15 protein-coding genes are annotated in these 17,411 nt (G+C 35.5%); all 15 read right to left on the reverse strand.

From position 1 onward, the window contains the following. Nucleotides 1–310 precede the first annotated feature (310 nt). A complete protein-coding gene (gene yfmH / locus ACH6CY_RS00965) occupies nt 311–1,603 on the reverse strand; it encodes an EF-P 5-aminopentanol modification-associated protein YfmH (RefSeq protein WP_374065330.1) in 1,293 nt (430 codons plus the stop codon). Continuing rightward, nucleotides 1,596–2,882: an EF-P 5-aminopentanol modification-associated protein YfmF gene (gene yfmF, locus ACH6CY_RS00970; protein WP_374065331.1), complete on the reverse strand. Its 1,287-nt coding sequence runs from the start codon at nt 2,880–2,882 to the stop codon at nt 1,596–1,598. Before yfmF ends, yfmH begins: the two co-directional genes overlap by 8 nt. A gap of 122 nt (nt 2,883–3,004) precedes the next feature. Next, complete coding sequence (locus ACH6CY_RS00975; RefSeq protein ID WP_374065332.1) at nt 3,005–3,964, reverse strand: ABC transporter permease; 960 nt, start codon at nt 3,962–3,964, stop codon at nt 3,005–3,007. Next, complete coding sequence (locus tag ACH6CY_RS00980) at nt 3,965–5,011, reverse strand: ABC transporter permease (RefSeq protein WP_374065333.1); 1,047 nt, start codon at nt 5,009–5,011, stop codon at nt 3,965–3,967. Then, nucleotides 5,011–6,540 (reverse strand): ABC transporter ATP-binding protein, encoded by a 1,530-nt coding sequence (locus ACH6CY_RS00985; protein ID WP_374065334.1) that lies wholly within the window; start codon nt 6,538–6,540, stop codon nt 5,011–5,013. Before ACH6CY_RS00985 ends, ACH6CY_RS00980 begins: the two co-directional genes overlap by 1 nt. A gap of 162 nt (nt 6,541–6,702) precedes the next feature. Then, nucleotides 6,703–7,815, reverse strand: coding sequence for a BMP family lipoprotein (locus ACH6CY_RS00990; RefSeq protein ID WP_374065335.1), 1,113 nt, complete (start codon nt 7,813–7,815; stop codon nt 6,703–6,705). 99 nt (nt 7,816–7,914) lie between these two features. Then, entirely contained in the window at nt 7,915–8,640 is a 726-nt protein-coding gene (locus tag ACH6CY_RS00995; protein WP_374065336.1) for a GntR family transcriptional regulator, read from the reverse strand. Between the two features lie 306 nt (nt 8,641–8,946). Then, nucleotides 8,947–11,229 (reverse strand): FtsK/SpoIIIE family DNA translocase, encoded by a 2,283-nt coding sequence (locus ACH6CY_RS01000; RefSeq protein ID WP_374065337.1) that lies wholly within the window; start codon nt 11,227–11,229, stop codon nt 8,947–8,949. Nucleotides 11,230–11,508: 279 nt separating this feature from the next. Beyond that, nucleotides 11,509–11,718, reverse strand: a complete 210-nt coding sequence (locus ACH6CY_RS01005; protein ID WP_374065338.1) for a YlzJ-like family protein — start codon at nt 11,716–11,718, stop codon at nt 11,509–11,511. After that, nucleotides 11,715–12,434: a ClpP family protease gene (locus tag ACH6CY_RS01010; protein WP_374065339.1), complete on the reverse strand. Its 720-nt coding sequence runs from the start codon at nt 12,432–12,434 to the stop codon at nt 11,715–11,717. Before ACH6CY_RS01010 ends, ACH6CY_RS01005 begins: the two co-directional genes overlap by 4 nt. A 114-nt stretch (nt 12,435–12,548) precedes the next feature. Beyond that, nucleotides 12,549–13,421, reverse strand: coding sequence for a 4-hydroxy-tetrahydrodipicolinate synthase (dapA, locus tag ACH6CY_RS01015; protein WP_374065340.1), 873 nt, complete (start codon nt 13,419–13,421; stop codon nt 12,549–12,551). 47 nt (nt 13,422–13,468) lie between these two features. Next, nucleotides 13,469–14,692: an aspartate kinase gene (dapG, locus tag ACH6CY_RS01020; protein WP_374065341.1), complete on the reverse strand. Its 1,224-nt coding sequence runs from the start codon at nt 14,690–14,692 to the stop codon at nt 13,469–13,471. 15 nt (nt 14,693–14,707) lie between these two features. Next, on the reverse strand, nt 14,708–15,754 hold the full coding sequence (gene asd, locus ACH6CY_RS01025) for an aspartate-semialdehyde dehydrogenase (protein ID WP_374065342.1): 1,047 nt from the start codon (nt 15,752–15,754) through the stop codon (nt 14,708–14,710). Between the two features lie 104 nt (nt 15,755–15,858). Continuing rightward, nucleotides 15,859–16,440: a dipicolinate synthase subunit B gene (locus ACH6CY_RS01030; RefSeq protein ID WP_374065343.1), complete on the reverse strand. Its 582-nt coding sequence runs from the start codon at nt 16,438–16,440 to the stop codon at nt 15,859–15,861. 26 nt (nt 16,441–16,466) lie between these two features. Continuing rightward, on the reverse strand, nt 16,467–17,342 hold the full coding sequence (gene dpaA, locus ACH6CY_RS01035; protein WP_374065344.1) for a dipicolinic acid synthetase subunit A: 876 nt from the start codon (nt 17,340–17,342) through the stop codon (nt 16,467–16,469). Nucleotides 17,343–17,411: the final 69 nt, after the last annotated feature.

A 17,411-nucleotide genomic window follows, 5' to 3' on the forward strand; every position in this document is an offset into this window, starting at 1 on the left:
GAATCATTTCACTATTACTCGAAATAAGTCGTTCAGGATGTATCTTGAAATAATCTAATTAACGATTGTTAATATGTGTAGGTTTTAAAAAGCTATGGATTAAATCAACTTGCGTATTCCTGTTGCTATATACAAATCAGCTTCATTACTTTCATTACAACCGATACTGATGACTTTTGTGTCAATTATTAATTCATTTGCTCGTTTCTAATATTATGCAGATATAGTAAATCTTTCGTTTACCATTTTGAACTGAAATTTACTTACTAATACCTCCACTGTCCCCTAGCTATTAGACAATGCTTATGCATTACTTGTCTTTTTTAGCTGGCATAACTTGAAAAACAGTAAGGTTATCATCATTGATCCAATTTTGCAAAAAGGTGTTCGCCTCTTCTATCGTTAATTTATCAAGTGTAGGTAGTAACTTAAAATAATCAAATCCTAATGTTTTATAATGTATGAATTGTTGAGCCGTTGCTTCTAAACTATTCATGCTACTTAAAATCCCTCCAGTTTTTTTTCGTTTCATTCGTTCAAATTCTGAAGGTGTTAAAGAAGTATTGTTCCATATTTCGAGTTGCCTTTTTATCACATCAGCTAATTGATCTGGTTTAGTAGTATTCCCACCAAGTATAGAGAATGCAAAATTCTTTTCTCTATTGGATTCAAAAGAAAAGCTGTCATCAATTAGATCCTGATCATATAATTCATTATAAAACGCTCCACTCTTCGAATAGAAATGATCCATGAGCATATCTGCTAACAAGTCATGCTTCATAAAATCACCGTCAACGTGTTGTAAGTTCTCCTTAATACCGACCATACATTTCGGGACAGATACAGGCATTTCTAACACCTTATTACGTTCAGCCACATTTGCTGGTTCTTTAGCGAAAGAACGTTCTATTTTGTTTAATGGTTGAAATGTCTTTTTCTTTTGGTTCACTTCAATTAATTCCATCATCTGCTCAGCTTGAAAATTACCTGCAATAAATAAAATCATATTTGACGGATGATAAAAGGTTTCATAGCATGTGTACAAATCTTCTTTTGTAATTGCCTGAATCGAATCAACTGTACCAGCGATATCTATTTGCACAGGATGATTGTGATACATATTACTAATTGTTCCGAAAAAAGCACGCCAATCTGGTTGGTCATCATACATCCGAATTTCTTGTGCTATAATACCTTTTTCTTTCTCAACTGATTGAACAGAAAAATAAGGTGCTTGTACAAAATCAAGTAATGTTTCAACATTGCTTTCTATTTCTTCTGTAGCAGAAAAAAGGTATGCTGTTTTTGTAAAGGATGTAAAAGCGTTTGCTGAAGCGCCACGTTTAGTGAAATCTTGAAAAACATCACGATCTTCTTTTTCAAACAGTTTGTGTTCTAGAAAATGAGCAATCCCATCAGGAACCGTAATTATTTCATTTTGATTGATTGGCGTAAAGGACTGATCGATCGAACCATAATCTGTCGCAAAAATAGCAAATGTTTTCGACATCTCTGGCTTAGGTAACAAATATACTTCTAGACCATTAGCTAAATGATTGGAATACAACGTTTCTTTTAGTTGCTCATAATATTGTTTATTCATGATTATCCCCTTCCTGAGTTGTCAACAAATAAACGGTATCTAAATGTAACTTATTCGCTACTTCAATCAGATCGGACTTAGATACACGATGTATTTGCGTTAAAATTTCTGAAGGTGTAAGCTCAATGTTTGCTAATACTTGATGGTAAAATAGTTCAACAAGTCCATTCGGATGATCAATGGTTTCTTTCCATTGGTTTTCCACTTGTTTTTTTGATTGCTCCATATCCTCTTCAGTAAACTCACCTTTTTTCATCGATTCCATCTGCTCCAAAATAATCTGCTTCGCTTTTTGATAATCTTCAGGTGCAATTCCGCTAAAAACAAGTAATAAACCTTTGTGACTTTCAAATCTTGAAGCTGCGTAATAAGCTAGACTATTTTTTTCTCTTACATTAATAAAGAGCTTAGAACTTGGAAAACCACCAAAGACACCATTAAATACTTGGAGTGCAGGATAAAGCGGATCGCCATAAGTAATGTCCGTCCTAAATCCAAGATGTAATTTTGCTTGTTGCACATTTTGTTGCTCTACAATCTCTTTTGGAGAATTAACACGATGGGATTCCACACTAATATTTATCTCATTCATGCTTCTTACTTGGTTAAAGTATGAGCTGATTGTATCTTCTACATTTATAGATGATAAATCACCTAAAACATAGATATCCATTTGATCTTGATTGAGTAACGTTTGATAGTAAGCGTATAGATTTTGTTCATTAATATGCTCCAAATCATCTTCATACCCATGAACATGCAAGCGATAGTCTTCTTTTTGACACATTTCATCAATTAATCGCATGTTTGCATAACTCATTTTATTATCAATAATAGAGTGAATCTTTTGTTTTAATGTCTGTTTCTCCCTAGCTACAACAGTTTCATCAAACGATTCATCAGTCCGTTTCGGTGAAAAAATTACCTCATGTAAAAGTTTAACTGATTCATCAAAGATATTAGTAGTCGTGTTTAGGTAAGATTGATTAGCAATTTCCATTCGGAATGTCAGAATATGATTGTTTCCTTTTTTTGCTCCATCAATATTTAGTTCTGCTCCATAAAGGTTATCTAATGCTTGGCGAAGCTCATTTCGACTAGGGTTGGAGCTAGTTCCTTGCTGTAAAACAAACGGTAATAATGCCCTTTTTGTTATCGATTCTTTTATAAGCGGCGCTCTAAATTTTAATACGATATGAATCGTTTTAAATTTTTTCGTATTGACCATGTGTAATCGAAAACCATTCTGTTTAACAATTGTTTCATTTAAAATAGACAACTTGATGCCTCCTTATCCTTCATACAGATTCCAAATCTTTTTTCTTATTATACCCTTAGAACTCATTCTATCGAAAAAAGAGCCCGGTAACAATTACCAGACTCTTTTTCTCATCAATATATTTAACGTGTCCCTTTAATATAAGGCTGGCCGTTAGCTTTCGGAGCCTCTGCTCGTCCAATAAATCCTGCTAATGCAAGAATGGTTAATACGTATGGAGCAATCGTCAGATAAACTTTAGGTACATCAGCTAAAAACGGTACATTTGCACTAATAACACTCAAGCTTTGTGCAAAACCAAAGAACAATGCGGCACCTAAAGCACCTAAAGGATGCCATTTTCCAAAGATTACTGCCGCCAAAGACATGAAACCTTGTCCCACAATGGTTGAAGCCGAGAAATTAAGTGCGATTGTAAGTGCAAAGACAGAACCACCTAAACCACCAAACGCACCGGACAACATCACAGCAATATAACGCATTCTATATACATTAATCCCATTTGTGTCTGCAGCCATTGGGTGTTCCCCTACAGATCGGAGCTGTAAACCGAAAGCAGTCTTATAAAGAACAAACCAAGAAATAACTGCTAAAGCAATTGCTAGAAATGAGGTGTAATACGCCCCTGAGAAGAACATATCTCCTATAATTGGTATGTCAGATAAGATAGGTACATTTTTAGAGTAGAAAGGCTGAGTTACCATATCTGTTTGTCCTTTACCATACCATTGCTTCGTTAAGAATACACCTAAACCTAACGCAAGAAAGTTGATTGCCACACCACTTACTACTTGATCTGCTCGTAAAGAAACAGATGCCACAGCATGCAATAAGGAAAAGATAGAAGAAACAATAGCAGCAACAAGAATGGATAGCCAAGGTGTAGCTGCACCAAACATGTCAGCAAACGTCAAGTTGAATACGATCCCGACAAAAGCACCCATCACCATTAAACCTTCTAAGCCAATGTTTACAACACCAGATCGCTCACTAAATACTCCTCCAAGTGCTGTAAAAATTAGTGGAGCAGAATAGAACAATGCAATTGGTATAATTGATTGTAATATATCTATAATTGCCATTTATTTCTCCTCCTTTCTCATGCGTAATAAAGCCCAGCGAATAATATAACTTGATGCGACAAAAAAGATGATTAATGCAATAACGATCTCTACTAGTTCAGACGGCACACCAGCAGACGTAGGCATATTCAACGCCCCTATTTTTAATATACCGAATAAAAAAGCTGCAATTACCGTCCCAAAAGCTGTATTACCTCCTAATAATGCAACAGCAATCCCATCAAAACCTAAGTTAGTAAAAGCAGAATGCGTAGGCATATAACCAAATGTCCCCAATCCTTCCATTGCACCTGCTAAACCAGCGAATGCACCTGAGATTACCATAGATATGATAATGTTTTTCTTAACATTCATACCAGCATATTTGGATGCATGTGGATTAAATCCAACTGCTTTAAATTCATAACCAGAACTCGTTTTTTCTAGAATAAACCACATAATAAACGCCATAATAAATGCTACAATAATTCCATAGTGCATCCTAGAGTAATCAGTCAATTCCATAATCCAATTGGATGCAAGCGATGCTGTATCCGCAACACGATCGGAAGCATCTCCACCGTCACTAATTACATTTCTGATCATGTAATTAGAAACGTGCAAAGCAATATAATTCATCATAATCGTTATAATTACTTCATGGACACCCTTCGTCGCCTTTAATAATCCAGGTAAAAATCCCCAAAGTGCTCCAGCGAAGCCAGCAGCTAATATAGCTAATGGTAAATGAATAATCATAGGAGCTTCAATGCTCGATCCGACCCATACAGCCGCAACCCAACCAACGATAACTTGCCCCTCTGCTCCAATATTAAACAAACCACTTCTAAAAGCAAAGGCAACAGCTAATCCAGTTAGAATATATGGTGTAACTTGACGAATGGTTTCGCCAAAGAAATAACTGTTACCAAAAGCACCGTCCCATAATGCTAGATAGCCTTCAATAGGATTATATCCAAAAGCAAACATGATAATCGCACCAGCTACCAACCCAAGTAATACGGAAATGATTGGTACTAATAGGTTAAATAATCGATTAGAAAACATTACCGGTCACCTACCTTCTGCTTCTTACTTCCAGCCATTAACAATCCAAGTTCTTGTTCATCAGTTTCTTCAGGCTTAACATTTGCAACAATATTCCCATCAAACATTACTGCAATTCGATCACTAACGTTTAGAATTTCATCTAATTCAAAAGATAAAAGTAAGACAGCTTTTCCTTTATCTCTTTCTTCAATTAACTTTTTATGAATGAATTCAATCGCACCAACGTCTAATCCTCGAGTAGGCTGAGCAGCAATTAGTAAATCTGGAGAACGATCAACTTCACGTGCTATAATCGCTTTTTGTTGGTTTCCACCAGATAATGCTTTAGCTTGTGTATATGGACTTGGTGTTCGAACGTCATACTCATCAATCAAACGATTAGCATAATCATATATTTTCTTAAAAGATAAAATACCCATATTTGAAAAAGGTTTTTGATAATAGCTTTGTAAAACCATATTCTCACCAATTGCATAATCTAATACAAGTCCAAATTTATGTCGATCCTGTGGAATGTGAGCAATACCTGATTCTGTAATCTTTCTAGGAGATAAGTTAGTAATATCTTTCCCACCAAGATTTATTTTTCCTTTTTCGACTTTTCGAAGTCCAGTTAATGCTTCGATTAATTCTGTTTGACCATTTCCGTCAATACCAGCTATCCCAACAATTTCTCCAGCTTTAACAGATAGGTTAAGGCCTTTAACCATTAAGGCATTACGAATATCTTTCACTTCAAGGCCTTCTACTTTTAATATTTCTTCTTTAGGTTGTGCTGGCGTTTTTTCTGTTTTGAAGCTTATTTCTCTTCCTACCATTAACGAAGCTAATTCATTTGGATTGGAATCCTTCACATTAACTGTACCAATTCCTTCCCCTTTTCGAATAACAGTACAACGATCACACACTTCCATAATCTCTTTTAATTTATGTGTGATTAAAATAATTGAAATGCCTTCTTTAATTAAAGATTTCAATATTTTCATCAATTCCTTAATTTCTTGTGGGGTTAAAACCGCCGTTGGTTCATCAAGAATTAAAATTTCCGCACCACGATAAAGCGTTTTTAAAATTTCAACACGTTGTTGCATACCTACGGATATATCACGAATTTTGGCTTTTGGATCGACGTCTAACCCATATTTTTCGGACAATTCAACAATCTCTTGTTCCGCCCGTTTTGTATCAACAACTAAACCATTTTTAGGTTCGCTACCTAAAATAATGTTTTGAGTTACAGTAAAGGTATCAACGAGCATAAAATGTTGATGCACCATTCCAATCCCTAGCTCATTGGCAATATTTGGATCAGTTATTTTAACCGTATCACCTTTTACACGTATCTCTCCTTGCTCTGGTTGGTAAAGACCAAAAAGCACGTTCATTAATGTAGACTTACCAGCCCCGTTTTCTCCTAAGAGAGCGTGAATCTCTCCTTGTTTCACTTGAAGGTTTATATTATTGTTAGCAACGATACCAGGAAATTCTTTACGTATTCGAAGCATTTCAATTACATAATTCTCCATCCATCTTCACTCCTTATACGGAAAATGTATGATAAAATCACCAAATGAAAAGGGGAGAGTAATTTCTTTTCATTTGAAGACTTCACAGATTAGTAGAGATAAAAAAGGCTAGAAAATCTCTAGCCTTCAGAAAATTTAAAGCATGTTAAGATTTGTTACATATTATAATGCTTCAAGATATGTTTTTAATTCTTCATCAGTAGATGGAACAGCTACATCACCATTAAGAATTTTTTCTTTCCAATCTTGAACAGCTGTATCAATTTCGTCTGTGTAAGCTTCTTCATTCGTATCCGCTACACCAATACCTTCTTCTTCAATACCAAATGTAAGAATTTCGCCACCTGGGAATTCACCATTAAGTGCTTGATTAGAAACAGTTTGTACAGCAGTATCCACACGTTTTATCATAGAAGTAAGTGTTACGTTAGTATCATTAATTGCACCTTCATCATGTTGGTCACGGTCTACACCAATTACCCAAACGTTTCGATCAGGATCGCCATTTTTAATATCTTTCGCTTGTGCAAATACACCATTACCAGTAGCACCAGAAGAGTGATAAATTACATCAACATCATTGTTATACATATTTGCCGCAATTGCTTTACCTTTATCAGGAGCTGCAAATGATTCAGCATAATCTACTTCTACTTTAATTTCGGGATCAACGGAAGCTACACCAGCAACAAAACCAGCTTCAAACTTCTTGATCAAATCACTTTCTTCCCCACCAATAAAGCCAACTTTTCCTGTTTCAGATTTCATTGCAGCTGCAACACCAACTAAGAATGAACCTTGATGCTCAGCAAATGTAATACTCGCTATATTGTCGCCTTCAACAACAGAGTCGACAATTGCAAAATGTGTATCTGGATTTTGACTAGCAACCTCATCTAATGCCTCCGCTAATTTAAAACCTACACCAAAGATTAAATTAAAATCTTGCTTCACTAAACGATTTAAGTTAGGTAAAAAATCTGCATCTTGATCAGATTGTGCATAATCGTATCCAACCTTCTCCTCTAAACCATGCTCCTCACCAAATGCTTCTAAGCCTTCCCACGATGATTGGTTAAATGATTTGTCATCTACTCCACCAACATCTGTAACCATAGATACTTTAAAATCCGTTGTTTCTTCTGATGCTTTTTCGTCTGATCCATCTGTACCTTCGTCTTTCTTGTCAGTATCATCTGAACCGCCGCAAGCACTTAAAACTAAAACAGCACTAAGCAGTAAACCAAACAATAATAATAAACGATTTTTCTTCATTTCTATACCCCCAATGATATTGTTAAATTTAAAACAAATAAAAAATGTTAGTTATACCCGAGATTGATGCAGACACCACCTCCTCAAAGTCAACTAAAATCAAATTCTTCTCCGAACGACATAGAACTGAAATACATCTGGTCTAAAATAATTCTCTGATATAAGAATTGGTTCGTCTGATTCGGTGTAATGAATTTGCTTTAGCAGCAATAATGCTTGGTCTGGTTGACAGTTTAATATCGGTGAAATATTCGAGTCAAAACTGATTGGTTCAATAAACGCTACAGCATAAGTGATTTTCTTGTTGCTGTAATCTTCTAACAGTTGAAAAATGGAATGTTTACTATGTATTTGCTCCATCGGCATCAACTTATGATCAACTTTATCAATACAATAAACAACAGGTTCTCGATCAGCCGTTCGCACACGCTCTATTTTCGCTATATTGCCAAGGGTACCGTCCTGAAAATGTTTTAAATCGCTGTTGTCTGGTTCGACAATTTCCGCAGACACATACTGTGTACCCGGCGTTTTTCCAGCGTTGCTAATCATTTGAGTGACACTACCTAATTGTTCAATTCCTGAAGAGAAAATGGGCTGTGAGTTAACAAACAATCCTACACCTGCACGATTTAAAATAATTTGATCTTTCATTAACTGCTGAAGGACTGCTTTCATCAGCTGTTTTGAAACACCATACCTTTCAGCAAGTGTAAGTACTGATGGCAGCTTTTTTTTCCTTTGAATTGCATTGTTTTCTATATCTTGTTTTATTGCCAACGATAGTTTTTGAAATGCATCATCCCATTTTGTTTCTATTGACATTCATAAACCTCCAGTATTTACACCGTATCAATATTGTCAAACATTAATATAACATTATTAATTCGATAAATAAATACTAAATAGAACATGTGACTGATGAAAACGATAACATTCGTCATAATCATAATGAAAGCGCTGCATTTTTAGTAGGACGTCCAACGTCATCATTGTTTTGAAAACGGTATCATCGTTACAATTACATTTTAAAGGTTGGACGTCTGATAAGTCAATATATTTTACTATTCTTTTTCTATTTTTTAAATAAAAAACACTACCTTAATCATTAAGGTAGCGATTTTTACATACTTAACTTGATTTTTGTTCGTCATATTCTGTCACTAGAACAGATCTAGGTTTTGATCCTTCATATGGCCCTACAATACCTCGGTCTTCCATTGCATCTATTAATCTTGCTGCTCGTGTATAACCAATTCGAAATCTTCTTTGGAGCATAGACACACTTGCACTTTGCATTTGGACGATTAGTTGAACAGCGTCATCAAATAATACATCCTCTACTTCATTTTGTACTTCCGTTTCTTCCTCGGGTATCATTTCTTCTTGATATTGTGCTTTTTGTTGCTCAATACAATGATCAACAACCTGTTCCACTTCTTCATCAGAAAGGAACGCTCCTTGGATACGTGTTGGTTTAGAAGAACCTACTGGTATAAATAACATATCACCTCTACCTAGTAGTTTTTCTGCACCACCAGAGTCTAGGATTGTACGAGAATCGGTCTGAGAAGAGACACTAAAAGCAATTCTGGAAGGTATGTTTGCTTTAATCACTCCAGTAATAACATCAACAGAAGGCCGTTGTGTAGCAATAATTAGATGAATACCAGCCGCTCTTGCCATCTGTGCAAGTCTAGTAATTGCATCTTCTACGTCACTAGAAGCTACCATCATTAAATCAGCAAGTTCATCTACTAACACGACAATGTATGGCAAAAGTGGTTGTTGCTCTTCGGTATTCGTCGTATTATTATAACGCTTAATATATTCATTATACCCTTCAATATTTCGATTACCTGTATCTGAAAATAGTTCATACCTTCTTTCCATTTCTGAAACTACTTTCTTTAGTGCTCTTGATGCTTTTTTCGGATCGGTAACAACAGGTGTTAACAGATGGGGTATTCCATTGTAAATATTTAATTCAACTTTTTTTGGATCAATCATCATCATTTTTACTTCATGTGGTTTAGCACGCATCAAAATGCTTGTAATAATTCCATTAATACATACACTCTTACCACTACCTGTCGCTCCAGCAACAAGTAAGTGTGGCATTTTATTTAATTCAGCAACTACCGGATCTCCTGAAATATCCCTTCCCAAAACGAAAGATAAGATCGAGCCATTGTTCGCTTGATTTGTCTCTAATACTTCACGTAAAGACACTGTCGCGATTTCTTGATTAGGGACTTCAATTCCTACAGCTGATTTACCAGGTATCGGCGCTTCAATTCGAATATCTTTTGCTGCTAAAGCTAACGCCAAATCATCATGTAGATTAACAATCTTTGAAACTTTCACTCCTGCTTCAGGATAAACTTCATATTTAGTTACAGCTGGACCTACGTGTACATGGGTAACTCTCGCTTTCACACCAAAACTTTGAAAGGTGCGCTCTAGTTTTCTTACAGTAGCTTGAATTTCTCCTTTGCCTTGTTGGTGATGTTGATTTTTAGGCTCATCTAACAAGTCAAGCGTCGGAAGTTGATAATCGATATTCTCCATTTCTGTTAAAGGTAATGCTTGCTTTGAATCTGTTGTATCACCATCAGTCTCTGAATGGTTTTCCTTTGTGTCATTCCCTTTCAAATGCTGAGTTGGATATGCTACATCGGTAAATTCCTGAATGACCGGCTCTGACACTATGTCTTCATCATGGCTTTGGGTTTCTTCTTGAAATGCCCCATCAATTTCTATCTTTTCAGAAGTAACTGACACTTTTTTTTGCTTCTTTTTCGCTTTTTTGTATTTAAAAAGCTGATTCATACGTGATTTAAACCCTTTTAAACGGTTTTCTAAAAAAACACCGATTGAAAAATCCGTAATAAAAACAACACCGATTAAAAAAGAAAAAAACGCTACAATTTGGGCTCCCGTAGCTGAGAAAAGAACGTATGTAAACGCAAATAGTATACCTCCTATTAATCCTCCCCCTAAACTAGATGCAGGCATTTCGCCATTTAAATAACTAACGTAATGAGACCATGTTAACTGTAAGACAGAGGCGTTTTGCGCAACAGCTGACTCAAATTTTTCAATATGGGTTACTAATAATAAAGAAAGGAAAACAATCATGATTCCTATTAATCTACGGTTCAATAAGGTTGGTAATTGTCGCTTAATCATTAAATACAAACCAAATCCTAATAAAGCGATGGAAGCAATAACATACCAAATACCGAACAGTAATCGAAACAATAGTTCTAACCAATTTGGAATTGCTCCTTCACTGATTGCACTTGCTCCACTTCCTAAAATGGCAAGGAAAATAAATAAAATACCTAATAATTCATATTTCAATTGTTGTTGTAACTTTTTTTTATTTTTTCTCTTTTTACGTTTTGCCATTTCCCTCACCTCACATTTATCTATCATTCTAAATTCTTTTCATTATTTATTCTACTTCATAAAAATGATAATAGAAACCCTCGCCTACAAGACAAGGGCTATCCATTTTTCTAAAAAACTATCCATATCATGATAGCTCGGTACAAAAAAACTTCGCTTGGATGATAGCATCAGACACTATTCTCATTTCACAGTTACATGTCTATTATAGCACAAGTGTTTGTTCTTGTTATGCATTTTGTCATCTATTGGTTGCATTGACGTGCTGTTAGAAATTATCTAGCTATTTAATATTTCTCCCGGTTGCAATGATGTCTCTAAATAGTCTTTTGGGTTTGTTGATAATAGTTGAACCACTCGATAGGTTCCATCATTTAAACAATCAACCAAAAGACGTTTTCCTGCTATTTCAATCATTTTTTGCTTATCATATTGCTCCTGTGTGGTTACAAATATATCGTTATGTGTTAAAGGAGTATAAAGTATCATTGGATCATCCCTTTGTTTTCTTTATACATTTCAATTTGTTTATTTAAATGTACCATTGCCTCTTTCACTCCACCAACAGCATCAATTAATCCATATGATACGGCATCTTTACCGACTACGTTTGTCCCGATATCTCTAGTTAGATTTCCTTTTTCAAACATTAGTGATTTAAATTTTTCTTCACTAACTTGTGAGTGGGTTGTTACAAACTGAATAACACGTTCTTGCATTTTATCAAGGTATTCAAATGTTTGCGGTACACCAATGACTAATCCTGTAAGACGTATTGGATGAATTGTCATTGTAGCCGAAGGAACAATAAATGAATGATTTGCTGCCACAGCAATAGGAACACCAATTGAATGACCGCCTCCTAACACTACTGATACCGTTGGCTTAGATAGTGAAGCAATCATTTCTGATAAAGCTAATCCAGCTTCAACATCTCCGCCTACTGTATTTAATAAAATAATTAACCCTTCTATTTTAGGGTTTTGCTCAATCGCTATTAATTGGGGTAAAAGATGTTCATATTTGGTTGTTTTGTTTTGTGGTGGCAGTTGCACATGACCTTCTACCTGGCCAATAATTGACAATACATGGATATTAGAATCAGGCGCATGTGGTATCGTGCTTTGACCTAATTGTTGAATTTTCTCAACTAAAGAGGACTGTTTCTGCTCTTCTTCTTCTTGTAATTTATCTGGTTTAGACATTAGCTTCAGCTCCTTTTTCATATCTTTTACTAGTATGAACATATAAATTCACATCATACAAAAAGATAGCAAAATAAAGAGCCTTCACTTGTAGTAAGTAAAGGCCTAAAAAAGCTAATGTATAGCATTCATTAATTCTTTAATTAATTGTTCTTCTATTTCAGAAAGTGGCACTAATGGTAAACGAACCTTACCAGTGTCTATGCCCTGTAATTGTAATGCGTATTTTACAGGAGCGGGAGATGGCGCAACGAACAATCCACGCATAATCGGTAGTATTTTTCGATGAATGTTAGCTGCTTGTTGCACCTTTCCGTGATCGAAATAGTCTAGCATTTGTTTCATCTCTTCACCAATAACGTGTGAAGATACAGAAACAACACCATTTGCTCCAATAGATTTTAAAGGTAAAGTTAAACTATCATCTCCACTATAAACAGTAAAGCTTTCATCCGTTTGTTCAATAATTTGTGAAATTGCATCTAAATTACCGCTAGATTCTTTAATTGATACAATATTATCGATTTGTGACAAAGAAACAATTGTCTCAACAGATAGGTGAACCATTGTCCTACCTGGTATGTTGTATAACATAATAGGTAAACTAGTTGATTCTGCTACTGCACGAAAATGCTCATATAATCCAGACTGATTAGGTTTATTATAATATGGTGTCACTAATAAAATACCATCGACACCCGCCTTCTCGGCTTTTTTAGTTAATTCAATTGTTTCTTGCGTATTGTTGGATCCTGTCCCTGCAATAACAGGAATTCTTCCATTTACTTTTTTTACTGTTAATTCAAATAATGCTACTTTTTCTTGTTTGGAAAGTGTTGGTGACTCTCCTGTAGTACCTGCTACGATTAATCCATCTGTTTTGTGTTTGATTAAATGTTCAATTAATTTTTCAACTTGTTGATTATCCACGTGATTTGACTGATCAAATGGTGTCACCATTGCAGTCAATAAACTTCCAAAATTCACGATAGTCACATACTCCTTTCACACCTAGTGATCAATTTAAGTTCCAACTATTTGGCTATACTATTTAATTCAAAGCTTTTGTGTAACGCATTAATAGCTGGCACAAGATCATCATGGTGAATAAGAACCCAAATTGTTGTATGGCTATCCGCAGACTGTAAAATTTGTATACCAGCTTTTGATAAAGTTTGCACAATTTTTGCTGTCACACCAGGTACACCTGTCATACCAGCGCCAACTAAAGATACTTTTGCACAATGATGGATCATTTCAGGGTGATAATCTAATTGGTTTAACGACTGCTTTGCCTGTTGTGAGAATGCTTCAGGAATTGTATATATGACACTGTTAGGTAAAATATTAATAAAATCAACTGAAATACCTGACTCGGCCATTGCTTTAAATACATTTGAATGTAGTTGATCTACATTTTCTGTCGTATCTACTTTTATTTGTGTAATACCTGACATGTGAGCAATACCTGTAATTAATCGATCAGATATATCCTTTCCTTTTGTCTCATCTAAGGAAGAGGTAACTAATGTACCGATCTCATCGGATACAGTAGAACGTACTCGCATAGGTATTTTTGCTTGCATTGCAATTTCAACAGCTCTTGGATGGATCACTTTTGCGCCTTGATAAGCAAGGTTACAAATTTCATTATATGTGACAACATCTAACGTTTTAGCATCTTTTACTACTCTTGGGTCAGCTGTCATGATACCAGCTACATCTGTAAAAATATCAATGTAAGCCGCATTCAGTGCTGCTCCTAATGCTGCAGCAGAAGTGTCACTTCCACCTCTACCCAATGTAGTAATTTCACCGTTTTTAGAGATCCCTTGAAAACCCGCAACAACTACTACTTGATGGCTGTTTAACTCTTGCTTCAGACGATCCACTTGTAATTCTTTTATTTTTGCTGAATTAAAATTTTCAGTAGTTAAAAAGCCTGCTTGTGCCCCTGTAAGTGCAATAGCAGAAATATCATGTTGTTTTAACTCATTAGAAAATACAACAGATGATATTACTTCACCACAAGATAATAACAAGTCTTGCTCGCGATTTGAAATATGTGTGTTAGGAAAATCAACTAAAGCTAATAATGAATCGGTTGCATAAGGCTCAGGGCTTCTTCCCATAGCCGAAACAACTACAACCACTCTATATCCTTGTTTAACAGATGCTTCAATGCGGTTGATTGCCTCTTGTCTCACTTGTTTATTTTGGACGGAAGTTCCGCCAAACTTTTGTATGATTACTTCCATGTTGCCACCTCGTCATTACAACCAGTTATTTTTGATTAATGATTCAGCAATCTGAACAGAATTCCAAGCTGCACCTTTTAATAAATTATCTGAGACAACCCATAAATGAAACCCTTTTGGTTGATCTAAGTCTTTACGAACTCTTCCAACAAATACATCTGATTTTCCTGCTGCCTCTAATGGAGTTGGATACACTTGATTTGTAGGATCGTCTTCTAGTACAATCCCTGGTGCATTAGCTAATACTTCTTGTATCTCATCAACCGTTATCTGGTCTTTTTCTACTTCAACATAAACACTTTCAGCATGTGATGTAAAGAATGGTAATCTCACACATGTTGCTGCAACAGATAATTTGTCATCATGTAAAATTTTCTTTGTTTCATTTATCATTTTCATTTCCTCAAAGGTATAGCCATTCTCTTGAAATACATCAATTTGAGGAAGTGCGTTAAATGCAATCGGATAATGATTTTTTTCACCACTCACCGGTAAAACTGCAGGTTCAAGCTCCTCACCATTTAAAAACGCTTGTGATTGTTCAGACAGTTCTTCTACTGCTTGATTTCCAGCTCCTGATACAGCTTGATAGGTAGATACCAAGACACGCTTTAACCCAAATGAATCTTTGATTGGCTTTAGTGCAGCAACCATTTGTATTGTTGAACAGTTTGGATTAGCAATAATACCACTGTGTTTTTGGATATCTGATTCATTCACTTCTGGAACAATAAGTGGTACACCTTCAGCCATGCGAAAAGCACTTGTGTTATCAACCACAACAGCACCACGATTTACTGCTTCATGAGCAAGTGCTTTCGATACAGATCCTCCTGCAGAAAACAGTGCAATATCAACACCTTCAAAGCTTTCTGGTTTTGCTTCTTTCACGGTATAAATCTGATCATTAAATTTTATATTGGTTCCGGCAGAACGTTTCGAAGATAAAAGAATTAATTTCCCTATTGGAAACTGTTTTTTTTCTAATGTTTCTAGTATTTTCTGACCTACTGCTCCTGTAGCTCCAACTACAGCAACCTGATATCCTTTAAATTCAGACATTAAAAAACCCCTCTCCAATGCAATAAATTACCCTAGAATATAATTGTAATCATTATTTTAACATAGAATAGGGGAAAAAAGTAATTATAGCAATGAAACTTGCATTAAACTCTTCTAATTAAGACTGGTTGTAATTGTTTAAACCGCAATGCCTCTGCAATAGTTTCTGGTATCATTGTCATATCCGCTACTAATGAGTTTGGTTTTTCGACTGGATCATCTTGACCAAATGGTACAAAATATATTAGTTTTGCTGTCATTAAACGCATTAAATTGACACCATTTAACCCTAAAGCATCGTTTGTAGATATGCCAAGTACGACAGGATTACCATTTCGCATAGTTGCTTTTGTAGCCATTAAAACAGATGAATCAGATATTGCATTAGCCAATCTACTCATTGAGTTTCCGGTCAGTGGTGCAATAACCATACAATCAAGTCGTTCAACTGGACCTAATGGTTCTGCGTCTACAATTGTTCGAATTGGCTCTCTACCTGTTATTCCTTCTATTTTCTTTAACAAATCATCCGCTTTACCGAATCGAGTATCTGTTTGTTGTACTGTATCTGACACAACAGGTACAATTTCTGCTCCAAGGTCAATCAATTGCTCTATTTGAGGTAATACCGCTGCGTAGGTACAATGTGAGCCCGTTATCCCAAAACCAATTTTTCTCCCTTTCAACACAAGAAATTCTCCCCTTCTATATTTTAATGTGTAAATATTAGTTGGCTTATGATATTCGCAAGTATCTCTCCGGCTGTTCTAGGTGCTACCATTCCGGGAAGGCCTAGTGCATGAATCGCATGTATTCCTCTCTGTTTAGCATATTCAAAGTCAACTCCACCTGGCTTTGAAGCTAAATCAATAATTAATGCATTAGACTTTAGCGGATTTAACACTGGCGCTGTAACTACTTTTACTGGAATCGTGTTAATAAGAATATCACACTGTCCAGTATATGCAGCTAAGTCATTCATGTGAAAGTTGCCCATCCCCATTTCATTTATTCTTGCAAAATCTGCTGTTTTTCGTGCTCCAACAAAAACATTAGCTCCTAATGCTTTAAATTTGCTTGCTACACTCATCCCTACCCTGCCAAAACCTAATACTAAAACGGTGGATTCATGCACAGTAAAATTTGTATTTTGAATCGCAAGCATGATTGTTCCTTCTGCAGTTGGTATGGAGTTATAAATTGCAACATCATCTCGATCCATTAACGGAATTAACTTTAGTTTATTCATTTCTTTCATTTTTTCTAAATAAGGCGTAGATATACCTGTAAATACAACAGAAGATTCTTGAATCCTTGAAAACCAATGCTCAGAAAGGTAAATTTCTTCATTTGAAAAGACAGCATGTAACGAACCAGTTTTATCGATTCCTGGTATAGGCAAAATGACTGCATCTAGTTTCTCGACTTCTAATGACGAAAAGTCTGTCTGTTTTATACCAGTAAAGCCTTGATTTAATTGATTGAAACCAACCAATTCCATTTTAATTCGTCTATCTTCTGACAACTTTTTAATCATTTCAAGATACCTAGCATCACCGCCCAGTATCGCTATATGAAGTTGATCCATTTCTCCACCTCTTCTTTTATAAGATTAACCATTTTTCGTAATATCATATGAGCAACAGAAATCAAAGTG

The sequence above is a fragment of the Paraliobacillus sp. JSM ZJ581 genome, assembly GCF_044383835.1.
GTDB lineage: Bacteria > Bacillota > Bacilli > Bacillales > Amphibacillaceae > Paraliobacillus.